This is a genomic window from Pseudomonas faucium (assembly GCF_021602585.1).
In the GTDB taxonomy this organism is placed as follows: Bacteria; Pseudomonadota; Gammaproteobacteria; order Pseudomonadales; family Pseudomonadaceae; genus Aquipseudomonas; species Aquipseudomonas faucium.
Genome location: NZ_BQIP01000008.1, coordinates 1 through 23,195 on the forward strand (window position 1 = coordinate 1; position 23,195 = coordinate 23,195).

The 23,195-nt window shown below is 63.4% G+C and carries 25 protein-coding genes and 1 tRNA gene; 20 read left to right on the top strand and 6 right to left on the bottom strand.

From position 1 onward, the window contains the following. The coding region (norR, locus tag L6D75_RS11120; protein ID WP_236193530.1) for a nitric oxide reductase transcriptional regulator NorR at positions 1–1,330 on the bottom strand (1,330 nt) is incomplete at its 3' end. Positions 1,331–1,483: 153 nt separating this feature from the next. Between norR and hmpA the strand changes: the two genes are divergently transcribed. The 13 genes from hmpA (at position 1,484) to L6D75_RS11185 (ending at position 13,692) form a co-directional block, all read left to right on the top strand. Beyond that, positions 1,484–2,662, top strand: a complete 1,179-nt coding sequence (hmpA, locus tag L6D75_RS11125) for an NO-inducible flavohemoprotein (protein WP_176515283.1) — start codon at positions 1,484–1,486, stop codon at positions 2,660–2,662. A 396-nt stretch (positions 2,663–3,058) separates the two neighbouring features. Beyond that, positions 3,059–3,565, top strand: a complete 507-nt coding sequence (locus L6D75_RS11130; RefSeq protein WP_176515285.1) for a disulfide bond formation protein B — start codon at positions 3,059–3,061, stop codon at positions 3,563–3,565. 558 nt (positions 3,566–4,123) lie between these two features. Then, positions 4,124–5,068 (top strand): ubiquinol oxidase subunit II, encoded by a 945-nt coding sequence (gene cyoA / locus L6D75_RS11135; protein ID WP_176515286.1) that lies wholly within the window; start codon positions 4,124–4,126, stop codon positions 5,066–5,068. A 3-nt stretch (positions 5,069–5,071) separates the two neighbouring features. After that, the gene (gene cyoB, locus L6D75_RS11140; RefSeq protein ID WP_176515288.1) at positions 5,072–7,090 is read left to right on the top strand and encodes a cytochrome o ubiquinol oxidase subunit I; all 2,019 of its coding nucleotides are present in this window, start codon (positions 5,072–5,074) and stop codon (positions 7,088–7,090) included. Between the two features lie 3 nt (positions 7,091–7,093). Further along, positions 7,094–7,717 carry a cytochrome o ubiquinol oxidase subunit III gene (gene cyoC / locus L6D75_RS11145; RefSeq protein WP_176515290.1) on the top strand — a complete coding sequence of 208 codons (624 nt, stop codon included), beginning with the start codon at positions 7,094–7,096 and terminating at the stop codon, positions 7,715–7,717. Continuing rightward, a complete protein-coding gene (gene cyoD / locus L6D75_RS11150; RefSeq protein WP_176515292.1) occupies positions 7,717–8,049 on the top strand; it encodes a cytochrome o ubiquinol oxidase subunit IV in 333 nt (110 codons plus the stop codon). The genes cyoC and cyoD overlap by 1 nt, the downstream gene beginning before the upstream one ends. 11 nt (positions 8,050–8,060) lie before the next feature. Beyond that, positions 8,061–8,948 carry a heme o synthase gene (gene cyoE, locus L6D75_RS11155; RefSeq protein ID WP_176515294.1) on the top strand — a complete coding sequence of 296 codons (888 nt, stop codon included), beginning with the start codon at positions 8,061–8,063 and terminating at the stop codon, positions 8,946–8,948. A gap of 135 nt (positions 8,949–9,083) precedes the next feature. After that, positions 9,084–10,211 carry a hypothetical protein gene (locus L6D75_RS11160; RefSeq protein WP_176515295.1) on the top strand — a complete coding sequence of 376 codons (1,128 nt, stop codon included), beginning with the start codon at positions 9,084–9,086 and terminating at the stop codon, positions 10,209–10,211. A gap of 170 nt (positions 10,212–10,381) precedes the next feature. After that, positions 10,382–11,590, top strand: coding sequence for an alanine transaminase (gene alaC / locus L6D75_RS11165; protein ID WP_176515297.1), 1,209 nt, complete (start codon positions 10,382–10,384; stop codon positions 11,588–11,590). A gap of 152 nt (positions 11,591–11,742) precedes the next feature. Then, the gene (locus tag L6D75_RS11170; protein ID WP_016393961.1) at positions 11,743–12,126 is read left to right on the top strand and encodes a YkgJ family cysteine cluster protein; all 384 of its coding nucleotides are present in this window, start codon (positions 11,743–11,745) and stop codon (positions 12,124–12,126) included. Between the two features lie 68 nt (positions 12,127–12,194). After that, positions 12,195–12,758, top strand: coding sequence for a GNAT family N-acetyltransferase (locus tag L6D75_RS11175; RefSeq protein WP_176515299.1), 564 nt, complete (start codon positions 12,195–12,197; stop codon positions 12,756–12,758). After that, positions 12,755–13,294, top strand: coding sequence for a hypothetical protein (locus L6D75_RS11180; protein ID WP_176515301.1), 540 nt, complete (start codon positions 12,755–12,757; stop codon positions 13,292–13,294). The genes L6D75_RS11175 and L6D75_RS11180 overlap by 4 nt, the downstream gene beginning before the upstream one ends. Positions 13,295–13,305: 11 nt before the next feature. Next, entirely contained in the window at positions 13,306–13,692 is a 387-nt protein-coding gene (locus L6D75_RS11185) for a lysozyme inhibitor LprI family protein (RefSeq protein WP_176515303.1), read from the top strand. 120 nt (positions 13,693–13,812) lie between these two features. On the opposite strand, the gene mnmH is transcribed toward L6D75_RS11185, so the two are convergent. Both mnmH and selD read right to left on the bottom strand, forming a co-directional pair. After that, positions 13,813–14,910: a tRNA 2-selenouridine(34) synthase MnmH gene (mnmH, locus tag L6D75_RS11190; RefSeq protein ID WP_176515304.1), complete on the bottom strand. Its 1,098-nt coding sequence runs from the start codon at positions 14,908–14,910 to the stop codon at positions 13,813–13,815. After that, a complete protein-coding gene (gene selD / locus L6D75_RS11195; RefSeq protein ID WP_176515305.1) occupies positions 14,910–15,944 on the bottom strand; it encodes a selenide, water dikinase SelD in 1,035 nt (344 codons plus the stop codon). The genes mnmH and selD overlap by 1 nt, the downstream gene beginning before the upstream one ends. Before the next feature lie 123 nt (positions 15,945–16,067). Between selD and L6D75_RS11200 the strand changes: the two genes are divergently transcribed. The 4 genes from L6D75_RS11200 to phnE are packed head-to-tail and all read left to right on the top strand — an operon-like array spanning position 16,068 to position 19,298. Then, the gene (locus tag L6D75_RS11200) at positions 16,068–16,922 is read left to right on the top strand and encodes a putative selenate ABC transporter substrate-binding protein (protein WP_176515306.1); all 855 of its coding nucleotides are present in this window, start codon (positions 16,068–16,070) and stop codon (positions 16,920–16,922) included. After that, positions 16,919–17,713 (top strand): phosphonate ABC transporter ATP-binding protein, encoded by a 795-nt coding sequence (locus tag L6D75_RS11205; protein ID WP_176515307.1) that lies wholly within the window; start codon positions 16,919–16,921, stop codon positions 17,711–17,713. The genes L6D75_RS11200 and L6D75_RS11205 overlap by 4 nt, the downstream gene beginning before the upstream one ends. Continuing rightward, positions 17,707–18,534 (top strand): PhnE/PtxC family ABC transporter permease, encoded by an 828-nt coding sequence (locus L6D75_RS11210; RefSeq protein WP_176515308.1) that lies wholly within the window; start codon positions 17,707–17,709, stop codon positions 18,532–18,534. Before L6D75_RS11205 ends, L6D75_RS11210 begins: the two co-directional genes overlap by 7 nt. Beyond that, a complete protein-coding gene (gene phnE, locus L6D75_RS11215; RefSeq protein ID WP_176515309.1) occupies positions 18,531–19,298 on the top strand; it encodes a phosphonate ABC transporter, permease protein PhnE in 768 nt (255 codons plus the stop codon). Before L6D75_RS11210 ends, phnE begins: the two co-directional genes overlap by 4 nt. On the opposite strand, the gene L6D75_RS11220 is transcribed toward phnE, so the two are convergent. Continuing rightward, a complete protein-coding gene (locus L6D75_RS11220; protein WP_176515311.1) occupies positions 19,283–20,194 on the bottom strand; it encodes a bestrophin family protein in 912 nt (303 codons plus the stop codon). The genes phnE and L6D75_RS11220 overlap by 16 nt on opposite strands. 225 nt (positions 20,195–20,419) lie before the next feature. Here L6D75_RS11220 and L6D75_RS11225 point away from each other — a divergent pair, with 225 nt between their 5' ends. Then, a complete protein-coding gene (locus tag L6D75_RS11225; protein ID WP_176515419.1) occupies positions 20,420–20,713 on the top strand; it encodes a type II toxin-antitoxin system RelE/ParE family toxin in 294 nt (97 codons plus the stop codon). Beyond that, on the top strand, positions 20,710–21,006 hold the full coding sequence (locus L6D75_RS11230) for an addiction module antidote protein (RefSeq protein ID WP_176515313.1): 297 nt from the start codon (positions 20,710–20,712) through the stop codon (positions 21,004–21,006). The genes L6D75_RS11225 and L6D75_RS11230 overlap by 4 nt, the downstream gene beginning before the upstream one ends. 19 nt (positions 21,007–21,025) lie before the next feature. Here the strand turns inward: L6D75_RS11230 and L6D75_RS11235 are convergent, their stop codons facing one another. Together L6D75_RS11235 and L6D75_RS11240 are read right to left on the bottom strand one after the other, a co-directional pair. Beyond that, complete coding sequence (locus L6D75_RS11235) at positions 21,026–21,673, bottom strand: trypsin-like peptidase domain-containing protein (protein WP_176515314.1); 648 nt, start codon at positions 21,671–21,673, stop codon at positions 21,026–21,028. 273 nt (positions 21,674–21,946) lie between these two features. After that, positions 21,947–22,031, bottom strand: a tRNA-Leu gene (locus L6D75_RS11240). Between the two features lie 108 nt (positions 22,032–22,139). Here L6D75_RS11240 and queA point away from each other — a divergent pair. After that, positions 22,140–23,189 carry a tRNA preQ1(34) S-adenosylmethionine ribosyltransferase-isomerase QueA gene (queA, locus tag L6D75_RS11245; protein ID WP_176515316.1) on the top strand — a complete coding sequence of 350 codons (1,050 nt, stop codon included), beginning with the start codon at positions 22,140–22,142 and terminating at the stop codon, positions 23,187–23,189. Positions 23,190–23,195: the final 6 nt, after the last annotated feature.

Genomic DNA, 23,195 nt, shown 5'->3' on the forward strand with positions numbered 1-23,195 from the left:
GGTCGAGGTCGCTGGCCTCCAGGGTGAGGATGCGCGGGCGCTGCGGGTGTTGGCCCATGGCCTTGAGCGCCGAACGGCCGATCAAGTGTTCCAGCTCGCGCACGTTGCCGGGCCAGTCGTAGGCCAGCAGCGCGGCCTGGGCTGCGCTGCTCAGGCGCAGGCTGTTGAGCCCCAGGCGCGATCGGTTCTGTTCGAGGAAATAGCCGGCCAATAGCAGCACGTCACGCCCACGTTCGCGCAAGGGCGGCACCTGCAGCGGGTACACGCTCAGGCGGTGGTAGAAGTCGGCGCGGTAGTTGCCGCTGCGCACTTCCGCGGCCAGGTCGCGGTTGGTGGCGGCGATCAGGCGCACGTCGACCCGGTGCTCGCGGTCCGAGCCAAGGCGCTGCAGCTGCCCGCTCTGCAACACGCGCAGCAGCTTGGCCTGCACGGTCAGCGACAGCTCGCCCACTTCATCGAGAAACAGCGTGCCGCCGTTGGCCAGTTCGAACTTGCCCCGGCGCTCGCCATGGGCGCCGGTGAAGGCGCCACGCACATGGCCGAACAGCTCGCTCTCGACCAGGGTGTCGGGCAGGGCGGCGCAGTTGAGGCTGACCAGGGGTTTGTCGGCGCGGCTGCTGGCCTGGTGCAGGGCCTGGGCGACCAGCTCCTTGCCCACGCCGGTTTCGCCGGTGATCAGCACGGTCAGGTCGCTGCCACCGACCAGGCGGATTTCTTCCACCAGCTGCTTGTGCGCCTTGCTCTGGCCGATCAGCTCACGGTCCTGGCCGCTGGCCTGGCGGTAGATCTCGGCGCGGTGGTGTTCGTCCTCGGCGCGCAGGGCCAGGTGTTCGATGCGCTCGGCCACGGTCACGGTGGCGGCGGCCAGGCTGGCGAAGGCCTGCAGGGCATCCAGCTCCATGCTCTGGAACTGGCCGGGGGTGAGGGCGTCGAGGGTCACCAGGCCCCAGGGGCGCTCATCGACCATCAGCGGGCAGCCCATGCAGTCGTGCACTTCGAGGTCGGCATCGGGGGCGTTGACCAGGCCGTCGTAGGGGTCGGGCAGCTCGGAGTCGCTGGCAAAGCGAGTGGGCTCCGGGCGGCTGAGCAAAATCTGGAAGCGCGGGTGCTCGCTGACCTTGAAGCGCCGGCCCAAGGTGTCGGGCGACAGGCCATCGACCGCCAGCGGCACCAGCCATTCGCCGTCCAGGCGCAGCAACGCGGCGGCATCGCACGGCAGCAGGCCGCGCATGGCCTGCAGCAGGCGCCGGTAGCGCTCCTGGTCGGGCAGGTCGCGGGAAAGGTCGCTGACCAGGGGCAGCAGTGCGGTGAGCAAGGGCTTTGCGGTCATAAAGACTCCTGTTGGTCGTTATGACTATACATCCGTCTTGGTCGTTTTGACATGGTTAGCGTCAAGCCCCTGATTTTGCTGGAGTAAAAAGTTGGCACGATTGCTGAATTGCTTACTGCAACTTTTCAAGCCTCAGGTTCAGGAGTCGTGCAAATGCTCAATGCCGAACAACGTGCAATCATCAAGGCCACCGTCCCCCTTCTTGAAACGGGCGGCGAAACCCTGACCACCCACTTCTACAAGATGATGCTCGACGAGTACCCCGAGGTACGCCCATTGTTCAACCAGGCCCACCAGGCCAGCGGTGACCAGCCACGGGCGCTGGCCAACGGCGTGCTGATGTACGCGCGCCACATCGACCAGCTGGAGCAGTTGGGCGGCCTGGTCGGGCAGATCATCAACAAGCATGTGGCCTTGCAGATTCTGCCGGAGCATTACCCGATCGTCGGTAGCTGCCTGTTGCGCGCCATCGAAGAAGTGCTCGGCAAGGAAATCGCCACCCCCGAGGTCATCGCTGCGTGGGGGGCTGCCTACGGCCAGCTGGCCGACATTCTCATCGGCGCCGAGGAAGGCCTCTATAAACAGAAGGAAGAAGCGGCCGGTGGCTGGCGCGGTACCCGTGAGTTCCGCCTGGTACGCCGCGAGCAGGAAAGCAGCGAGATCGTTTCCTTCTATTTTGCCCCGGTCGACGGTAAACCGGTGCTCAAGGCCGAGCCTGGCCAGTACATCGGCTTGCAGCTGTTCATCGACGGTGCCGAGCAGCGTCGCAACTATTCGCTGTCGGCGCTCTGCGATGGCCAGCAGTACCGCATCAGCGTCAAGCGCGAGGCGGGCGGCAAGGTTTCCAATTACCTGCATGACCAGCTGATGGTCGGCGAAACGCTGCAGCTGTTCCCGCCTTCCGGTGACTTCACCCTGGCCGCCAGCGACAAGCCGCTGGTGCTGATCAGTGGCGGGGTGGGGATCACGCCGACGCTTGCCATGCTCGAGGCGGCGCTGCAGACCGAGCGGCCGGTGCACTTCATACACTGTGCCCGCAATGGTTCGGTGCACGCGTTCCGCGATTGGATCGATGGGTTGGCCGCGCGTCATCCTCAGCTCACGCGCTTTTATTGCTATGCCGAAGACGAGGGCGCGGGCGGTGCCCATGCGGTGGGCCTGCTGAGCCAGGAGCAGCTGGGCGAGTGGTTGCCGGGCGAGCGTGACGTGGATGCGTACTTCCTGGGGCCGAAGGGGTTCATGGCGGCGATCAAGCGGCAACTGAAGGCGCTTGGGGTGCCTGAGGCGCAAAGCCGTTACGAGTTCTTCGGGCCGGCGGCTGCTCTGGAATGATGGAGTGACGGTACCGGCCCTATCGCCGGCAAGCCGGCTCCCACACGAGGCTGGCGTCATGCCAGTGGGCGCCGGCTTGCCGGCGATAGGGCCGGTACCTGCGCCTTCTATATATAAGGAAAGATGAACCGCAACGGCCATCTTTCACCTTTAATCCTCCTTTAATCACTGTATCCTTCACTCCCGGGTGTCGAGGGGCTTGCTCCTGCGCGGCACCTGGGCAGCCGCTTTTTTGCCGGCCGACGTTGAACCGACGTCGCCGCAGCCGGTCTGAAGCCAGCTCCGGATAGCTCAGCTGCGTGCCGCCGCCTCGACACGCAACGAGGTTCTGCCTGCGTGTAGACTTGCGCCAGGCAGGCAAAGCACGCTGCCCTCTATCCATCGAAGGAATCGGCAATGAACGAACAAACATCGCGCCTGAATCGGGAACGGCGCTTTCTGGTGCTGCTGGGGCTGATCTGCGTGGCCATGCTCGGCGGCGCGTTGTACATGCAGGTGGTGCTGGGCGAAGCGCCATGCCCGCTGTGTATCCTGCAGCGCTATGCCTTGCTGTTCATCGCGATCTTCGCCTTCATCGCCGCGGCGATGCCCGGCAAGCGCAGCCTGACCTTCTTCGAGTGCCTGGTGGTATTGAGCGCAATTGGCGGAATCGTTGCGGCTGGCAACCATGTGTATATACTCGCCAACCCCATGGTCAGTTGCGGCATCGACACCCTGCAGCCGATCGTCGATGACCTGCCCCTGGCCAAGCTCTGGCCACTGGCATTCCAGGTCGACGGCTTCTGCAGCACGCCATACCCGCCGCTGCTCGGCCTGTCCCTGGCGCAATGGGCTCTGCTGGCGTTCGTGCTGACGGCCATCCTGGTACCGCTCGGCATCTATCGCAACCGCCGCCAGCGTTAGACGTTAGTCCCGATTTCAGTGGGGGCTTTTGCACCCACAGAGAAGAGGGAAAAGTCCCCTCCCGCTTGATCCAGATCAATCACGAAGCCTTGCGGCATGCGGCTTTGAGGGCTAGCAAGCGGGGTGCGACAAACTGTCGCGAAGTTGATTTCCCACCCTTGATTGTTACGCATTCTGTAAAAGACTGTTGCTCAATAAGTCATAGTCAAGGGTTGGCGACCTCACTACAATCGCCCCCAATTTCCGTTCGGCACTGCTTGCGAGTCGCAGGATTGAAGGAAGCCCCAGCGCTTTCTTTTGCTGACTTCGTCAAGTTTCGCCCAGCGGCGATACCGGGCGGATACCCCTCCGCGTTTTCCCGCACCAAATGGACTTGGTCTGAAGTACAGGCCTGTTGCCTACGAAACCATAAGCACCGCTAACCCGCTTGAGCCAAGGTCCTGCAGTCAGACCCCAGGCAGGAGCGAGTACGGGCGTGAATTGCCTCACTTGGCAGGACGAAGTGTTGGCCACCAAAACACAAATTGCATTGAAGCAAGCTGATCTAGAGGTCGTGAGATGAGTAAAAAGCGTTACCCCAGACTGTTTGGCATATTGCCCTTTTTAGGCATGCTTTTACTCAGTGGGTGCAACTGGACCCTGCTCGACCCGAAAGGTCAGGTCGGCATTGAGCAAAAGAACCTCATCCTCATCGCTACCGGCCTGATGCTGCTGGTGGTGATCCCGGTCATCATCATGACCGTGGCGTTCGCCTGGAAGTACCGTGCTTCCAACAAGGCGGCCACCTACACCCCCGACTGGTCGCACTCGACCAAGATCGAGGCCGCGGTGTGGATCATCCCGATCATCATCATCATCGCCCTGGGTTATGTCACCTACCACTCCACCCACAAGCTGGACCCATACCGTCCACTGGACTCGGACGTCAAGCCGATCCAGATCGACGTGGTCGCACTGGACTGGAAGTGGCTGTTCATCTACCCGGAGCAGGGCATCGCGACGGTCAACAAGATCAACTTCCCGGCTAACACCCCGGTCAACTTCCGCGTCACTTCCGACGCCGTGATGAACTCGTTCTTCATCCCGGGCCTGGGCGGCCAGATCTACGCCATGGCCGGCATGACCACCAAGCTGCACCTGATCGCCAACGAAAACGGCGAGTTCGACGGTATCAGTGCCAACTACAGCGGCGCTGGCTTCACCGGCATGAAATTCAAGGCTACTGCAACTTCCCAGGAAGACTTCGACAAGTGGGTCGCCGAGGTCAAGCAGTCGCCGTTGAAACTGGGCGAGGCCGAGTACCAAGCACTGGCCAAACCTAGCGAATACAACCCAGTCGCGCTGTACAGCGAGGCACCAGCAGAGCTGTTCCAGTCGATCGTCGACAAGTACGAAGGCATGAACCGCGGCAAGCCGGTCCACGAAGAAGCAGGCAGCAAAGATCTGGCCACTACCAAGGGTGTGGAATCGAGTATGCAACCAGCTGCCGGGGCAGAGGAGTAAGAGATGTTCGGTAAATTAAGCCTGGAGGCGATACCCTATCACGAGCCGATAGTCATGGTGACGCTTGCCATGATCGCGCTCGGTGGTATCGCTGTCGTCGGTCTAATCACCTATTTCCGCAAGTGGACCTACTTGTGGACCGAGTGGCTGACCACGGTCGACCACAAGAAAATCGGGGTGATGTACATCATCGTCGCGATGATCATGCTGCTGCGCGGCTTTGCCGACGCCATCATGATGCGTACACAGCTTGCAGCTGCTACCGGCGGCTCCGAAGGCTACCTGCCGCCTGAACACTATGACCAGATCTTCACCGCTCACGGTGTGATCATGATCATCTTCATGGCGATGCCGTTCTTCACCGGCCTGATGAACCTGGCGGTTCCTCTGCAGATCGGTGCACGTGACGTTGCCTTCCCGTTCCTGAACTCCCTGAGCTTCTACCTGCTGCTGGCAGGCGTGCTGCTGGTCAACATCTCCCTGGGCGTCGGCGAATTCGCCAAGACCGGTTGGGTTGCCTATCCGCCGCTAGCGGGTATCCAGTACAGCCCTGGGGTGGGTGTCGACTACTACATCTGGGCGCTACAGCTATCCGGATTGGGTACGACGCTTACTGGCGTGAACTTCCTCGTCACCGTGATGAAGATGCGCGCACCTGGCATGAAACTGATGGACATGCCGATCTTCACCTGGACCTGCACCTGGGCCAACGTCCTGATCGTCGCTTCCTTCCCGATCCTGACCGCCGCACTCGCACTGCTGACCGTTGACCGTTATCTGGACTTCCACATCTTCACCAACGAGCTTGGTGGGAACCCGATGATGTACGTCAACCTGTTCTGGGCGTGGGGCCACCCTGAGGTCTACATCCTGATCCTGCCGGCCTTCGGCGTGTTCTCGGAAGTGACTTCGACCTTCTCCGGCAAGCGTCTGTTCGGCCACCACTCGATGATCTACGCATCGGGCGCGATCGCCATCCTGGGCTTCGCGGTCTGGCTGCACCACTTCTTCACCATGGGTGCCGGCGCCAGCGTCAACACCTTCTTCGGCCTGGCGACGATGCTGATCTCCATTCCGACCGGTGTGAAGCTGTTCAACTGGCTGTTCACCATGTACCAGGGCCGTGTGCGCTTCACCGCACCGATGATGTGGACCCTGGGCTTCATGATCACCTTCTCCATCGGTGGCATGACCGGCGTTCTGCTGGCTGTTCCAGGTGCTGACTTCGTCCTGCACAACAGCCTGTTCGTAATTGCTCACTTCCACAACGTGATCATCGGTGGTGCGGTGTTCGGCTACATCGCCGGCTTCGCCTTCTGGTTCCCGAAAGCCTTCGGCTTCACCCTGAACGAGAAGTGGGGCAAAGCTGCCTTCTGGTTCTGGATCTCGGGCTTCTACGTTGCGTTCATGCCGCTGTACGCCCTGGGCTTCATGGGCATGACCCGTCGTCTGAACCACTCCGACAACCCACTGTGGGAACCCTACCTGTACGTTGCCGTCGTCGGCGCCGTGCTGATCCTGTTCGGTATCGCTTGCCAGCTGATCCAGCTCTACGTTTCGGTCCGCGACCGCAACCAGAACCTGGACGTGACCGGCGACCCATGGGGCGGCCGTACCCTGGAATGGTCGACTTCCTCGCCACCTCCGTTCTACAACTTCGCTCACATGCCTGAGCAGGTTGGCCTGGACGCATGGCACGAAACCAAGGAATCGGGCAACGCCTACAAACCAGCGAAGAAGTTCGACGCGATCCACATGCCGAGCAACACCTCTACCGGTTTGTTCATGGGTATGTTCCTGACCGTCTTCGGCTTTGCCTTCATCTGGCACATCTGGTGGCTGGTCGGCGCAAGCCTGCTGGCAACCATTGCGGTCTTCGTTCGCCACGCTGCGCGTGACGACCAGGGCTACATGGTTCCGGCCGAAGAAGTGGCGCGCATCGAAGGCGAGCGCATGAAAGCGCTGGCCAAAGCAGGTGCTCTGCCTGCCGGCGCACGTGTCGAATCGTTTGAGCGGGTGTAATCAATGTCCAGTCAAGTAATGCACGGTGCTGCTCATGGTCACGACCATGGGCATGACGACCACCACCACGACTCGGGCCAGATGACCGTACTCGGTTTCTGGCTGTACCTGATGACCGACTGCATCCTGTTTGCGTCGCTCTTCGCCACCTACGCGGTGCTGTCCGGCAGTTTTGCCGGCGGCCCGTCGGGTCACGACATCTTCCAGCTCGACTTCGTGCTGGTTGAAACCGCGTTCCTGCTGCTGTCCTCGATCACCTTCGGCTTCGCCATGCTGAAGATGTTCGCCGGCAACAAGGCAGGCGTACTGGGCTGGTTGGCTGTGACCTTCCTGTTCGGTGCTGGCTTCATCGCGATGGAAATCTATGAATTCCATCACCTGATCGTCGAAGGCTTCGGCCCGCAGCGCAGCGGCTTCCTGTCGGGCTTCTTCGCCCTGGTAGGTACCCACGGCCTGCACGTGACCGCCGGCCTGATCTGGATGGCGATCATGATGTACCAGATCAACAAGCACGGCATCACGCCGACCGCCAAGACCCGCATGAGCTGCCTGAGCCTGTTCTGGCACTTCCTGGACGTGGTCTGGATCTGCGTATTCACCGTCGTCTACCTGCTGGGGGTTCTGTAATGGCTAACGCACACGACACTCATCACGAAGGTAACCACGGCAGCGTCAAGTCCTACATGGTCGGCTTCGTACTGTCGATCATCCTGACTGCGATCCCGTTCGGCCTGGTGATGTTCCCAAGCCTGCCGAAGAACCTGACCGTCCTGGTCGTGGTGGCCATGGCCGTCATCCAGGTGGTAGTGCACCTCGTGTACTTCCTGCACATGGACCGCTCGAAAGAGCAGCGTTCCAACGTGTCGACGTTCCTGTTCACCACTTTGGTAATTGCACTGCTGGTCGGCCTGTCGCTGTGGATCATGTTCAGCATCCACTACGAAATGCTGGCCAAGTGAGGTAAGACTGCATGTCCGTTAAGCACTTTATCCAAATCACCAAACCGGGGATCATTTTCGGTAACGTGCTTTCCGTGGCAGGCGGTTTCTTCCTTGCCGCGAAGGGCCATGTGGACTTCGCCCTGTTCCTGGCGGTGGTGGTAGGTACGTCCCTGGTGGTTGCGTCCGGTTGCGTGTTCAACAACTGCATCGACCGTGACATCGACCAGAAGATGGAACGCACCAAGAACCGCGTCATGGTCCAGGGCGGCATGTCGCTGCCCCTCGCGCTGGTCTACGCCACCCTTCTCGGGGTGGCAGGCTTCAGCCTGCTGTATGTCCAGGCCAACCCGCTGTCGGCGTTCTGCGCAGCGGTAGGCTTCATCGTCTACGTCGGCTTCTACAGCCTCTGGCTGAAGCGCAAATCGGTGCACGGCACCTTGGTCGGCAGCCTGTCCGGTGCCATGCCTCCGGTGATCGGCTACTGCGCCGTGAGCAACAGCTTCGACCTGGCTGCAGTGACCCTGCTGGTGATGTTCAGCCTGTGGCAGATGCCGCACAGCTTTGCCATCGCGATTTTCCGCTTCAAGGATTACAGCGCTGCCAACATTCCGGTCCTGCCGGTGGCACGCGGCATCCTCGCGGCGAAGAAGCAGATCGTGCTGTACGTGCTGGCCTTCGTGCTCGCCACCCTGATGCTCACCCTCGGCGGTTACGCCGGCCTCGGCTACCTGGCCGTGGCAGCTGCAATGGGCCTGTACTGGCTGTACATGGCCTGGGGCGGCTACAAGGCCGAGGACGACAGCAAGTGGGCGCGCAAGGTGTTCGGCTTCTCCATCCTCACCGTCACTGCACTGAGCGTGATGATGTCGGTGGACAGCCAGACTGCCGCGGACGTGCTGATGACGTACGCGCGCTGATACAGCCGCCTGTTACAGGAAAAACCCCGGCCCATGTGCCGGGGTTTTTTTATGCCTGCGGTTCGTGCTTCCCGCTGAACCGGCTGCCGGCCCTGGCGCTAGCCTGCGCAACCCAACCCTTCGAGGACTGCAGGCATGAGTGTGTTCAACGTGTACTTCTGTGGCACCGGCGCCACCGCCGGCGATGTCAGCAACCGTGACTACTGGAATGGCGAGCTGGTTTCGGTGCTGGCCTTCAATGACCGGGGCCGGGAGCTGGCCCACAAGATCGTGGTGGATGGCCCCGGCAGCGGCAACCTGCAGGACGACAACCTGTTCGTCGACGACAACGACCATGGCGCAGCGATGGGCGCGTTGCTGGGCAGCGGCTGGCAGGAGAACGTTCAGCATGCGTTGCAGGTCATCAAGGGCCAGAGCCTGTGGCAGCGAGGCCAGCGCACCCAGGCCGAGTACCAGCGGCTCAAGGACGCCGGGGTGCCGATTGCCGATGCCAAGGGCACCGGCAACTGGTTTCGCGAGCGCTACGACTATGGTGCGCGCGAGGTCACCCCGCAGGCGTTGCAGGAGCAGATCATCAAGCAGTTTCGCAAGCCGCTGCTGCCGGAGCAGGTCAACCTGATCGGCTGGAGCCGCGGTGGCATCAGCTGCCACATGCTGGCCAATGCCATGGCCCAGGACCAAGCCCTGCGGCACATCCCGGTGAACATCCTGGCCATCGACCCGGTGCCGGGGGTGCTGAACGTGCAGAAGGAGCGCGTGGCGCTGGCGGGCAACGTCAAGGAGTATGTCGGTTTCTATGCCCGCGATGAGCGCTCCCGGGGTTTTGCCTGCGTGGTGCCGGAGGTGGCGGCGGGCACGCACATGAGCATCTACCCGTTACCTGGGCGCCACGCCACGCTGGTGGGCAATGCTTCGCCGACGGGGGAGGGCTGCGGTGAGGCCTGCAAGGCGCCTGGGCTGATCGTGCGGCATCTGGCCGAGGTTTGCCTGACGCGCTGGGGCGTCAGCCTCGACAAGCGCCTGCAGCTCGATGACAAGCAGCTGATGGCCCACCACCAGGCGCTGCGCGCTGACGAGGCGCTGTACCTGGGCATGCGCAGCAAGTCCTACACCTATCTGAGCGAAGGGCAAGGCAGCGAGCGCAAGGTCCATCATGGCCTCGAGTGCAAGGCGTTCAGCCAGGTGGCTGGAGGCCACATGGACCCCTGTGAGGGCTTGGGTTTGCAGCAGTGGGACGTGAACACGTACAAGGCGCTGCGCTGAGGATGCTTACCGAAAATTCCGAAGATTCGAATCAATGGTCTGAAAAGGTATAAGTAAACAGGAAAATTTCCTTTGCATATAAACTGCGGCGGCATTATCTTCTGATTCGGCCGCCGCAGCGGCCAGCGTCGCTCGGACGGTTCCGGGCGCTTACGTCAGTAGAGAAAACCATGGCAAACCCAGGTTCACCGCGCCGCTTCGCGCGTATCGATCGTCTCCCGCCCTACGTCTTCAACATCACTGCCGAGCTCAAGATGGCTGCCCGCCGCCGTGGCGAGGACATCATCGACCTGAGCATGGGCAACCCCGACGGCGCCACGCCCCCGCACATCGTCGAGAAGCTGGTGCAGGTCGCCCAGCGTGAAGACACCCATGGCTATTCCACCTCGCGCGGCATCCCGCGCCTGCGCCGGGCCATTTCCAACTGGTACAAGGAGCGCTACGAGGTCGACATCGACCCGGAAAGCGAAGCCATCGTCACCATTGGCTCCAAGGAAGGCCTGGCGCACCTGATGCTCGCCACCCTCGACCAAGGCGACACCGTGCTGGTGCCCAACCCCAGCTACCCGATCCACATCTACGGCGCAGTGATTGCCGGTGCCCAGGTGCGCTCCGTGCCGCTGGTGCCTGGCGTCGACTTCTTCAACGAGCTGGAGCGGGCGATCCGCGAGTCGATCCCCAAGCCGAAGATGATGATCCTCGGTTTCCCTTCCAACCCGACCGCCCAGTGCGTCGAGCTGGATTTCTTCGAGCGCGTGGTGGCCCTGGCCAAGCAGTACGATGTGCTGGTGGTGCATGACCTGGCCTACGCCGACATCGTCTACGACGGCTGGAAAGCCCCCTCGATCATGCAGGTGCCCGGCGCCAAGGACATCGCGGTGGAGTTCTTCACCCTGTCCAAGAGCTACAACATGGCCGGCTGGCGGATCGGCTTCATGGTCGGCAACCCCGAGCTGGTCAGCGCCCTGGCGCGGATCAAGAGCTACCACGACTACGGCACCTTCACCCCGCTGCAGGTGGCGGCCATCGCGGCGCTCGAAGGCGACCAGCAATGCGTGCGCGACATCGCCGAGCAGTACCGCCAGCGCCGCAACCTGCTGGTCAAAGGGCTGCACGAGCTGGGCTGGATGGTGGAAAACCCCAAGGCGTCGATGTACGTGTGGGCCAAGATCCCCGAGCAGTATGCCCACCTGGGCTCGCTGGAGTTTGCCAAGAAGCTGTTGGCCGAGGCCAAGGTCTGCGTGTCGCCGGGTATCGGGTTTGGCGATTATGGCGACGACCATGTGCGCTTTGCCCTGATCGAGAACCAGGACCGCATTCGCCAGGCGATTCGCGGCATCCGGCAGATGTTCCGGGCTGACGGCCTGGTTCGCAAGTAACGCCAAGTCAGGGGTCGCGCAGCGGCCCCTGATGCTGTCGGATCGACGGCGAACTATTTTTCTTCGCCCCTCTTCTCAGCCGACCTGGCTTCGATTACAAATGGCGCCGCGGGCATCGCCCCGATAACAACAACCTTCCCCCCCGTGCCATCATGTCCGAATACAACCCTTGCCTTGACTGCGGCGCCTGCTGCGGGTATTTCCGTGTGTCCTTCTTCTGGGGCGAATGCCAGTCTGCCGGCGGCCTCGTGCCTGACGACCTGGTGGTGCAGATCAACCCGACCCGGGTAGCGATGATCGGCACCGACGCCAAACCCTGCCGCTGCGTGAGCCTGCAGGGCGAGATCGGCAAAGAGGTGGCGTGCACCATCTACGCCAACCGTTCCAGCCCATGCCGGGAGTTCGAGGCGTCGTGGGAGGGTGGGGTGCACAACCCCAGCTGCGACGATGCGCGGGCGGCCTATGGCCTGCCACCTTTGACCCCGCCGGGGGCCAACGAGCCGCATTGGCCGGATGACGGGGCCGAGGTGGCCTGATCGGGCTGCTCGAAGGGGGCACATGACGGTAGACTGTCCGCTTCCCAGCAATGGACAGGAGATCCGGCGTGACCCCACCCCGCAGTTTCCCCAGCGACCTCTGCCTCGACAGCCCGCGGCTGCAGCTTCGGCCCATGCGCCATGCCGACGCCGCGCAATGGCTGGCGATCATGGCCGACCCCGAGGTCATGCGCTATTGGCACCACGCGCCCTGGCACAACCTGGCCGAGGCCGAAAGCGCCCTGGCCGCCGACCGTGAGGCCTACGCCAATGGCGACCAGCTCAAGCTGGGCATGTACCGCCGTGACAATGGCGAACTGATCGGCATGGTCCAGCTGTTCAACATCGACGACGTCTCGCGCCGCGGCGAGATCGGCTATTGCCTGGCCAGTGCGGTGCAGGGCCGGGGCTACATGGACGAAGCGCTGACCTGCTTCATCGACTACCTCGCCCACACCCTGCACATGCGCCGCCTGGAAGGCGAGATCGACCCGCGCAATCAGGGTTCGGCGCGCACCCTCGAACGCCAGGGCTTCGTGCTTGAAGGCACCTTGCGCGCGCGCTGGTGCGTGGCCGGCGAATTGTCCGATTCGGGCCTCTATGGCTTGCTGCTCGAGCCGCCTGTGGCATGACGGCGTATTACCTGGCCTGCACCCTCGCCCTGTATCTGCTTGCCCTGTGCTTCGACGGCGCGCTGATGAGTGCCGGCGGGCACATGCCGGCCTTGCAGATGCTGTTGTACGGGCCATGGGGCGTGCCGTTCGGGCTGTTCCAATGGTTCGCCAACCCGCTGCTGGCCCTGGCCATCCTTGCCCATCGGCGTTTTCGGCGCCTGGCGCTGGTGGCCGGGCTGGCGGCGTTGTACCTGGCGGCCAGCAGCTTTGGCATCGAGCGGCTGCCGGATAACATCAGCTATGCGTTCCAGGAGCGCACCGGCTTTGGTGCAGGCTTCTACCTTTGGCTGGCGTCCATGGCGGTGTTTTGCGCAGGGCAGGCCTGGCATTGCTGGAAGGCGCGCAGCCGCGCCGAGATGCCGGGGTGGCACTGGCTGGATGTGGCGTTGATCGCCGCGCTGGCGGTCACCCTGTATGCCGCCACGCAGATGCCGTCGCTGCGCTTCGAGCCGGGCAAGGTGCTGATGCCGCCGCAGCAGTTGCAAGCGTTCTAGGGAGGATGGTCATGAACAAGCAGTATCTGATGGGGCTGGCCCTGGCCACGTGCACGTCACTGGCGCTGGCTGATGACAACTCGCCGGCCTATGTCCAGTGCATGGACAAGGCGTCCAGCACGGTTGCCATGAGCGGGTGCATCCAGGCCGAGACCCAGCTGCAGGATGGGCGGCTGAACCGCGTCTACAAGCAGTTGATGGGCAGGCTGGATAGCACGCGGCAGAAGAGCCTGCGTGAGGTGCAGCGCCAATGGGTCGGCTATCGGGATGCCAACTGCAGGTTCCATGTGCAGGCCAGTGGCGGCACCCTGGCTCAGCTGGAAGGTGGCATGTGCGTGCTGGACATGACCCGGGAGCGGGCGGCGGAGCTGGAGCGGGTGCTCAGCCCCGGGCAGTGATGCTTTGCGGGTTGGCCCTATCGCCGGCAAGCCGGCTCCCACAGGTACAGTGCAGGCCTTGAGCTGTGCGCTATCCCTGTGGGAGCCGGCTTGCCGGCGATTAGGGCCGCACAGCGGCCCTCAGCGATTACGCGCCTTGAGGTACTCGCGCACTTCCAGCGCATCCCCGGCAAACTCGATCCGCTCAGCCTTGGCATCGCGTTGGTAGGCATACATCGGGTCGTAGTATTCCTTCAGCAACCCCTCGATCCAGCCCCTGTGCAAGTCCACCGCACCGCTGCGCGCCTGTTCTTCCAGGGCCTGGCGCAGCAGTTCGTGCAAGCGCTGGAAGCGCTCGCCACCCAGCCGCTTGTGGATATTGGCCATGCTTTGCAACAGGCGCTCGGCGTACAACCGGCGGCCATCCTGCTCGCCATGCACGGCGATGAACTCGGCGCACAGGTTGGTCACGTAGTCGCGCAGGATGCGTTCCACACGGTTCTCGAAGCTGTCTTCCAGCCACACCAGCGGGTAGCGCTGCATGCCCTGGTACAGCCCCAGAGGCACCGCGCAGCTGCCGACGATGCGCCCTTCATCCTCGAGTACGAACTGTTCGATGCCACGGGCGCGCTTTTTCAGCACGTCGATCGCCAGCTTGTTCTCGAAGTCGATCTGCGCCGGCTGCGCGGTGGCGCGCTTGCCAAAGCTGGAGCCGCGGTGGTTGGCATGGCCTTCGAGGTCGATGACGTTGTTCAGCTGGTGCAGCACATCGGTCTTGCCGGTGCCGGTCAGGCCGCCCACCAGCACGAAATCGCACTGCTCGACCGCCTGCTGCGTGGTCTCCAGCAGGAAGGTGCGCAGCGCCTTGTAGCCGCCCTTGATGCGCGGGTAGGCGATGCCGGCCTCATCGCGCAGCCATTGCTGGACGATCAGCGAGCGCAGGCCGCCGCGCGCGCAGTACAGGTAGCCGTTGGGGTGCGCCTTGGCGAAACTGGCCCAGGCATGCAGACGCTCGTGCTTGGTGGCGCCGCTGACCAGCTGGTGGCCGAAGGTGATGGCGGCGGCCTGGCCTTGCTGCTTGTAGCAAGTACCGACCTTGTGCCGCTCCTGGTCGGTCATCAGCGGCAGGTTGACGGCGCCGGGGAAGGCGCCTTTGACGAACTCGATGGGCGCGCGCATGTCCATCAGCGGCGCGTCATCGAGGAACAGCTGGCGAAAGTCGGTGCAGTCGGGGCGCATCAGCTCACCTCGACCGCGTGGCTCTGTCGCTCCACCAGCTTGCCGATCGGTGCCAGTTGCAGGCCCAGTTCGCCCGCCAGGGCGAGAAACTCGGCTTCACCTTCAGGGCTCACGGCAACCAGCAGGCCACCGCTGGTCTGCGGGTCGCACAGCAGGTGCTTCTGCTCGTCGCTCAACTGGCCGATCTTGTGGCCGTAGCTTTCGAAGTTGCGCAGTGTGCCCCCTGGGATGCAGCCCTCGGCCAGGTAATGCTCGACGCTTGGCAGGCGCGGCACCGCGGCGTAGTCCAGCAGCGCGGTCAGGCCGCTGCCTTCGGCCAGCTCGACCAGGTGCCCGAGCAGGCCGAAGCCGGTCACGTCGGTCATCGCCTTGACCCCATCGAGCTTGCCAAAGCGGCTGCCCGGGGTATTGAGCGTGCACATCCAGTCCCGGGCCAGGCCCTGGTCCTGCTCGCGCAGCTTGGCCTTTTTCTCGGCGGTGGTGAGGATGCCGATGCCCAGGGGCTTGGTCAGGTACAGGCGGCAACCGGCGGTGGCGGTGTCGTTGCGCTTGAGGTGGCGTTTGCTGACCACGCCGGTCACGGCCAGGCCGAAGATCGGCTCGGGGGCGTCGATGGAATGGCCGCCGGCCAGGGGGATGCCGGCCTCGGCGCAGACGGCGCGGCCACCGCGGATGACTTCGCGGGCCACCTCGGGCGGCAGCACGTTGACCGGCCAGCCGAGGATGGCGATGGCCATCAGCGGGTCGCCGCCCATGGCGTAGATGTCGCTGATGGCGTTGGTCGCGGCGATGCGGCCGAAGTCATACGGGTCGTCGACGATGGGCATGAAGAAATCGGTGGTGGACACCACGCCGCGCTCGTCATCCAGGGCGTAGACCGCAGCGTCGTCGCGCGAGGCATTGCCGACCCAGAGTTTCGGGTCCAGGGCCTGGGCGCCGCTCTCGGCCAGGATCACATCCAGCACCTTGGGGGAAATCTTGCATCCGCAGCCGGCACCATGGCTGTACTGGGTCAGGCGAATCGGCTCGCTCATACGCACCTCAGGGATCAAATTGTTGCGCGATTGTAGCAAAGCTGGCCTTTGCGCCTGCGGCTCTTATACTTCCCACGTCGGCAGGTTGCCGCAATTTTCTCGCTACCGATCCGGAGAACCCCCATGCTCAAACGCCCCCTGGCGCTCGCCGCCGGCCTCGTGCTGTCCTGCTGTGCCGTTGTCGCCCAGGCCGCTGATACCTTGCGGGTCAGTGCCATCCCCGACGAGGCGCCGACCGAACTGTTGCGCAAGTTCAAGCCATTGGGCGAGTACCTGTCCAAGCAGCTGGGCATGGAGGTGAAGTTCGTACCGGTGGCCGATTACCCGGCCGTGGTCGAATCGCTGGCCAGCGACCGCCTGGACCTGGCCTGGCTGGGTGGCTTCACCTTCGTCCAGGTGCACCTGAAAGACCCAACCGCCACGCCGCTGGTGCAGCGTGAGCAGGACGCCCAGTTCACCTCCAAGTTCATCACCGCCAACCCGGACGTGAAGAGCCTGGCCGACCTCAAGGGCAAGTCGTTCGCCTTCGGTTCGATCTCCTCCACCTCCGGCAGCCTGATGCCGCGCTACTTCATGCTCAAGGAAAACGACATCAAGCCCGAGAGCTACTTCAGCCGCGTGGCCTATTCCGGCGCCCATGACGCCACCGTGGCCTGGGTGCAGGCGGGCAAGGTCGATGGCGGCGTGCTCAATGCCAGCGTCTGGCAGAAGCTGGTCGATGCCGGCAAGGTCGACACCAGCAAGGTCAAGGTCTTCGCCACCACCCCGGCCTACTACGACTACAACTGGACCGTGCGCGGCAACATGGACCCGGCGCTCAAGGAGAAGATCAAGCAAGCCTTCCTCGACCTCGACCCGGCCAACCCCGAGCACAAGGCGATTCTCGACCTGCAGGCGGCCAGCCGCTTCATCGAGACCAAGCCGGAGAACTACCAGGGCACCGAGCAAGCGGCACGTGAGGCTGGCCTGCTCAAGTGACCATTCATGTACACGGCGCCGGCCTGCGCCATGGCCAGGTCCGCGCGCTCGATGCGGTGAGCCTGCGCATCGACAAGGGTGAGCGGGTGGCGATCATCGGCCCCTCGGGGGCTGGCAAGTCGAGCCTGCTGCACCTGATGGCCACGGCTGTGCAGCCCAGCAGCGGGCACCTGGAACTGTTCGGCGAGCAGCCTTGGGCGCTGTCTGCCGGCGCCCGTCAGCGCTTGCGGGCGAGGATTGGCCTGGTGCACCAGGCCCCGCCCTTGCCACCGCGCCAGCGGGTGGTGACGGCGGTGCTGGCCGGCCGGCTGGGGCAGTGGGGCACGCTGCGTGGCCTGTTCAACCTGATCTACCCCACCGATGTGCCGGGTGCGCGCCGAGTGCTGGCGGAGCTGGGCCTGGCCGACAAGCTGTTCGTCCAGTGCGGGCAGTTGTCGGGTGGCCAGCTGCAACGGGTCGGCATCGCCCGGGCGATGTATCAGCGCCCCGAGGTGCTGCTGACCGACGAGCCGGTCTCGGCCATGGACCCGGTGCTGGCCGAACACAGCCTGGCGCTGCTCAACCGCCATGCCCAGGCCAATGGCGTCACCCTGGTCGCTAGCCTGCATGCGGTCGAACTGGCCCTGGCCCACTTCCCGCGGGTGATTGGCATTCGTGAGGGCCGGGTGATGTTCGATTGTGCGGCCGGCGCGGTGAGCGAGCAGATGCTCGATGCCCTCTACGCCAACGAGCATCTGGCTTCGCCGGTAGTCCAGGGGCCGACCCTGACCGTGCAGATCCCCCGATGCTGAAGGCCGATAGCCGCGACCCGGCGCTACTGCCGCGGTTGCTGATCACAGTGCTTGCCCTGGCCGTGTTGTGGCCCGGCCTGCAATTGAGCGAACTGAACCCTGGGGTATTGCTGCAGGCGGAAAACCGTCAACAGATCGCCAGCTTCACCCGTGCCTTCTGGCCTCCGGCCCATGACGCCGAGTTTCTCGAACTGCTGTACACCTCCACCTTGCAGACCCTCGCCGTAGCTACGGCGGGCATGGCCTTGGCGCTGCTGCTGGCTGTGCCGACCAGCCTTTTGGCCAGCCGTGCCTTGTCACTGCGGGCGGCATCGCGAGGCGGCCGTGCCGGTGGGGTATCGCGCCTGCTGCGGATGCCGGTGCGCGGTTTGCTGATCTTTCTGCGCAGCGTGCCGGAAATCGTCTGGGCACTGCTGTTCGTCCGCGCCGTGGGCCTGGGGCCGACGGCAGGCGTGCTGGCCATCGCCATCACCTACAGCGGCATGCTCGGCAAGGTCTATGCGGAAATCTACGAATCGGTCGACCAGCGCCCCGCGCACGCCCTGTTGCAGGCCGGCAGTGGGCGCCTGGCGGCGTTTTGCTACGGCATCCTGCCGAGTGCAGTGGCGGAGCTGGTGTCGTACACCGTGTATCGCTGGGAGTGCGCGGTGCGGGCGTCGGTGGTGATGGGCTTTGTCGGCGCGGGTGGGCTGGGGCAGCAGATCGATCTGTCGATGCGCATGTTTGCCGGCGGTGAGGTGGCGAGCATGCTGCTGGCCTTCTTCGCCCTGGTGCTGCTGGCTGACCTGCTGAGCCGCTTCCTGCGCGGGAGGCTGGCATGAATCGGTTGGTCAATCTGCTGGTGGTCGGTGCCATCGTTGCGGCGGTGGTTGCCTCGTTTGGTTATCTGCAACTGGACCTGCACGCGCTGGTGGGTGATGGCGGCCTGGGGCAGATGGGCGAGTATGCGCGGCGCTTCCTGCACCCGGACTTATCCACAGAGCATTTGCGTGCGGTGGGGCATGGCGCGCTGGAAACCCTGGCCATGTCGGGGCTGGGCACGTTGCTGGCGATGGTGCTGGGCATGCTCCTGGCGTTGCCGGCAGCCGGACGCTTCGGCTGGCCGCTGCAATCGGTGGCACGCTTGCTGCTCAATGCCCTTCGCGCCATCCCAGAGCTGGTGTGGGCGGCGCTGACGGTGCTGGCTGCGGGCTTGGGCCCCAATGCCGGCACCCTGGCCCTGGCCCTGCACACGGCAGGGGTGTTGGGGCGGTTGTTCGCCGAGGCGCTGGAGAATGCGCCGGCCGAGCCGGCTGCGGCGATCCGCCTGCAGGGGGGCGGGCAGGTGGCGGCGTTCTGCTTCGGCACCTTGCCCAACCTATGGCCGCAATTGCTGGCCTATAGCTTGTATCGCTGGGAGAACAACATCCGCATGGCCAGCGTGCTGGGCTTTGTCGGCGCTGGCGGGCTGGGGCAGATGCTCTATACCACCCTGAGCCTGTTCCAGGAGGCGCAGGCCAGTACGGTGATCCTGGCGATGCTTTTGCTGGTGCTTCTGGTGGATGCCTTCAGTGATGTGCTGCGCCAGCGCTATGTGCGCGCTTGAGCGCTGGGCTGTATCAGCTCCGCGCATTGCGCCTCGCGCTGCATCGACTCCAGGTTGCGCTCGATGGTCTCGCAGATGCTGTCCATCTGGATCTGATGCTCGCTGAAGCGAAACGGGCTCTGCAAGTCGGTGCCGATGCGCTCGATCGCCAGCAGCATGAACCCGACCACCGTCGATGCCAGTGGCGTGAACCACTCCAGCGACTCGACCAGCCCCACCGGCACGATCAGGCAGAACAGCGTGATGAACAGCCGCGGAAAGTACACGTAAGGGTAGGGCAGCGGCGTGTTGGCGATGCGCTCCATGCCGCCCTGGGCATTGGACAGGTCCACCAGCGTCGACTCCAGCCGCGCCAGGCGAATGCTGTCCAGGCGCCCGGCCTGGTATTCGCGTGCCAGCAGGGCCGCCGAGCCGCCGAGAATGTCGTTGGCAAAATTGTTCGAACGGTTGCGCCGCTCGAATTCGGCCGGCGGGATGAACGCCATCAGCTCATCCGGGCAAGGCTCGCCCTTGAGGTGTGCGGCCAGGCAGTTGACGTAGGCGATATGCCGGCGCAGCAGCGTGGCCTTGACCGGGTTGAGCCCGTCCTGCGGGTCGTCGATCAGCGTCAGTGTCTGCCGGGCGAAGCTGCGCGAACTGTTGACCAGCGCCCCCCATAACGTGCGCGCTTCCCACCAGCGGTTGTAGGCGCTGCTGTTGCGAAAGCTCACCAGCACCACCAGCGCCGAACCCAGCAGGGTCAGCGGAATCAGCGGCAGGGTGAACTTGCTGTTGAAGAACAGCATGAAATCGATGGTGACCAGCACATCCCAGATCAGCAGCCAGAACAGCGACCAGCCGATGTAGCCGAAGGTCTTCACCACCAGGCGGTACTTGCGGGCGATGATGTCTTTCACGCGGGAGACCTCGATGCAGGGGCAATGGAGGTTCCGACGTCGTGGGGTGGAGAAGGTTCGGCGGTGGATGTTGCAAGAGATTTTGTCGGCAGCTTGGCGTGGAAAAAGCTTACGTCGATAAGAGATGCGGGCGAGTTTCTACCGCGGGGGAACATCGTCAGAGTGGAAGCACTTCCAAATCTTGAAAATTCGTATCCATGTGGATACGATTGGGGTGTCCACATGATGTGTGTCATTGAGCAAACCGAGTGTTTCGCCCGCTGGTTGGCTTGCTTGAAAGATCTCAGGGCCAGATTGGCTGTAGGCCGTAGGATCGAGCGAGCGGCGATGGGGAATCTCGGTGATTTCAAAGCACTTGGGGGAGGTCTCAGTGAACTTCGCGTTGACGTTGCAGCTGGGTACCGGGTCTATTTCACACGCAGGGAAAACCGGTTGATTGTGTTGCTTGTCGGAGGCGACAAGTCCTCTCAGGTGGCCGACATCCTGAAGGCCAGAAAGCTGGCGAAGGAGCTCGAATGAACGAAAAACTCATTCCTTTTGACATGGCAACATTGCTCGATAGCGAAGAAGCTATAAGCGAGTACCTAAGCCAGGTTTTGATTGATGGCGATACGGATGAAATCATCCGCGCGCTCGGTCATATCGCACGGGCGCGTGGAATGTCGCAGATTGCAGCCCAGAGTGGTTTGGGTAGAGAGAGCCTTTACAAGGCCCTCACGCCGGGAGCAAAACCGCGTTTTGATACTGTACTGAAGGTCATTCGCGCGCTCGGCATCGATCTATGCGCCCAGCCTCACATGGTTTCGCGCTGATGCTTCAGCGCACCCCAGATCAGGGCTTGGCCGCGACCGCCACATATCCCTTGACCGCAGCCGGCGCGCCATTTGGCCTGGTCTTGTGCGCCAGGTACTGGAAGCGTCGCCATTCCTTGTCGATCTCGCTGTACGACATGAACACGCTGACGCGCGCCTTGTCGGCAAGATCAGGCCGGTTGCGGCTGTCGATCTCATCCTTGGGGATGAACGCCACGTTGATGCCGACGACCTTGCCGTCCTCGGCAAACAGCGGCCCACCGGACATGCCCTTGACCATCGGCCCGTCATGCACCGAGTAGAAGACGCTGCCAGGCGTGCCTTCCAGGCGCACCAGCGAATCCAGGGTCCGGCCCTTGCCCTGCACCGGCATCATCAGGCTGTTGAAGCCGACCGCGGTCACCGATTCACCCGGTATGTACTGGCGCCAATGCGGCACCTGGGTGGCCTTGTGCTTGAAGAACACCACGTCACCGAGGCCCTCATGGACCACGTTGCGCAGGAAAGGCGTGTGTTTGGCAGTTACGGCGTAGTCCTCGTTCCACTGGATGGCGCTGGCCATCAACAGCATCGGCAGCGGGGCGCCGGAGGTGACTACGAAAGCCTGGTCGTAGACAGGGTCCGAGACATAAGCGGTCGGCATTCCATTGCACCCACTCAGCAGCATCATTGCTGCCAGACAGGGCGCGGTCGATTTCATGGTCGGTACAAGGTTGATAAATTGGGGGTGCAAATATGGCGAAGAGCCATTACTCCGGCAATACTTTATGTGTATACCCGACGAGTGACATCTTAAGTAGTAGGTCTGCTGATGGCCAATAGATTGCGGCCATGGCGCGAGGGCGCGGGGTCGTAGCGGTGGCGTCAAGCAAGCAGCCGCATGGCGAGGCGTAAACGCAGGCACAAAAAAACCGACCATAAGGTCGGTTTTTTCTGGATTTGGTGCCCCGAGGGAGACTCGAACTCCCACTCCTTTCGAAAACGGATTTTGAATCCGCCGCGTCTACCAATTCCGCCATCAGGGCGTGTGGCGCGCAGTATAGAGAGGTGCCTCTGGTCGGTCAATCGGCTTTCATGGTCAATTTTCACGCATTGGGCTAAACTTCCCGGCCCTGCCGAACCCGAACATCATCATGCGCGTCGCCGATTTTTCCTTCGAACTCCCCGATTCCCTGATCGCCCGCCACCCACTGGCCGAGCGCCATGGCAGCCGACTGCTGGTCCTCGATGGGCCGAGCGGCGCGCTGGCGCACAAGCAGTTCACCGACCTGCTCGACTTCCTGCGCCCCGGCGACCTGATGGTGTTCAACAACACCCGGGTGATCCCGGCGCGGCTGTTTGGCCAGAAAGCCTCCGGCGGCAAGCTGGAAGTGCTGGTCGAGCGCGTGCTCGACAGCCATCGCGTGCTTGCCCATGTGCGCGCCAGCAAGGCGCCCAAGGAGGGTGCGCTGATCCTCATCGACGGCGGTGGCGAGGCCGAAATGGTCGCGCGCCACGAGACGCTGTTCGAGCTGCGCTTCACCGAAGAGGTGCTGCCACTGCTCGAGCGCGTCGGCCACATGCCGCTCCCGCCCTACATCGACCGCCCCGACGAGGGCGCCGACCGTGAGCGCTACCAGACCGTCTACGCCGAGCGCGCAGGCGCGGTGGCTGCGCCCACTGCCGGCCTGCACTTCGACGAGGCGCTGCTCGAGAAGATCGCCGCCAAGGGCGTGGAGCGCGCCTTCGTCACCCTGCACGTGGGCGCCGGCACCTTCCAGCCGGTGCGGGTCGACAAGATCGAAGACCACCACATGCACAAGGAATGGCTCGAAGTGAGCCAGGAGGTGGTCGATGCCATCGCCGCCTGCCGCGCTCGTGGCGGGCGGGTGATCGCGGTCGGCACCACCAGCGTGCGCTCGCTGGAGAGCGCGGCGCGCGATGGCGTGCTCAAGGCGTTCAGTGGCGACACCGACATCTTCATCTACCCGGGCCGGCCGTTCCATGTGGTCGATGCCCTGGTCACCAACTTCCACCTGCCGGAGTCCACGCTGCTGATGCTGGTCTCGGCCTTCGCCGGTTACCCCGAAACCATGGCTGCCTACGCGGCGGCGGTGGCAAACGGTTACCGCTTCTTCAGTTACGGTGATGCCATGTTCATCACCCGCAATCCGGCGCCGCGCGGCCCCGAGGATCAAGCATGAGTCGCA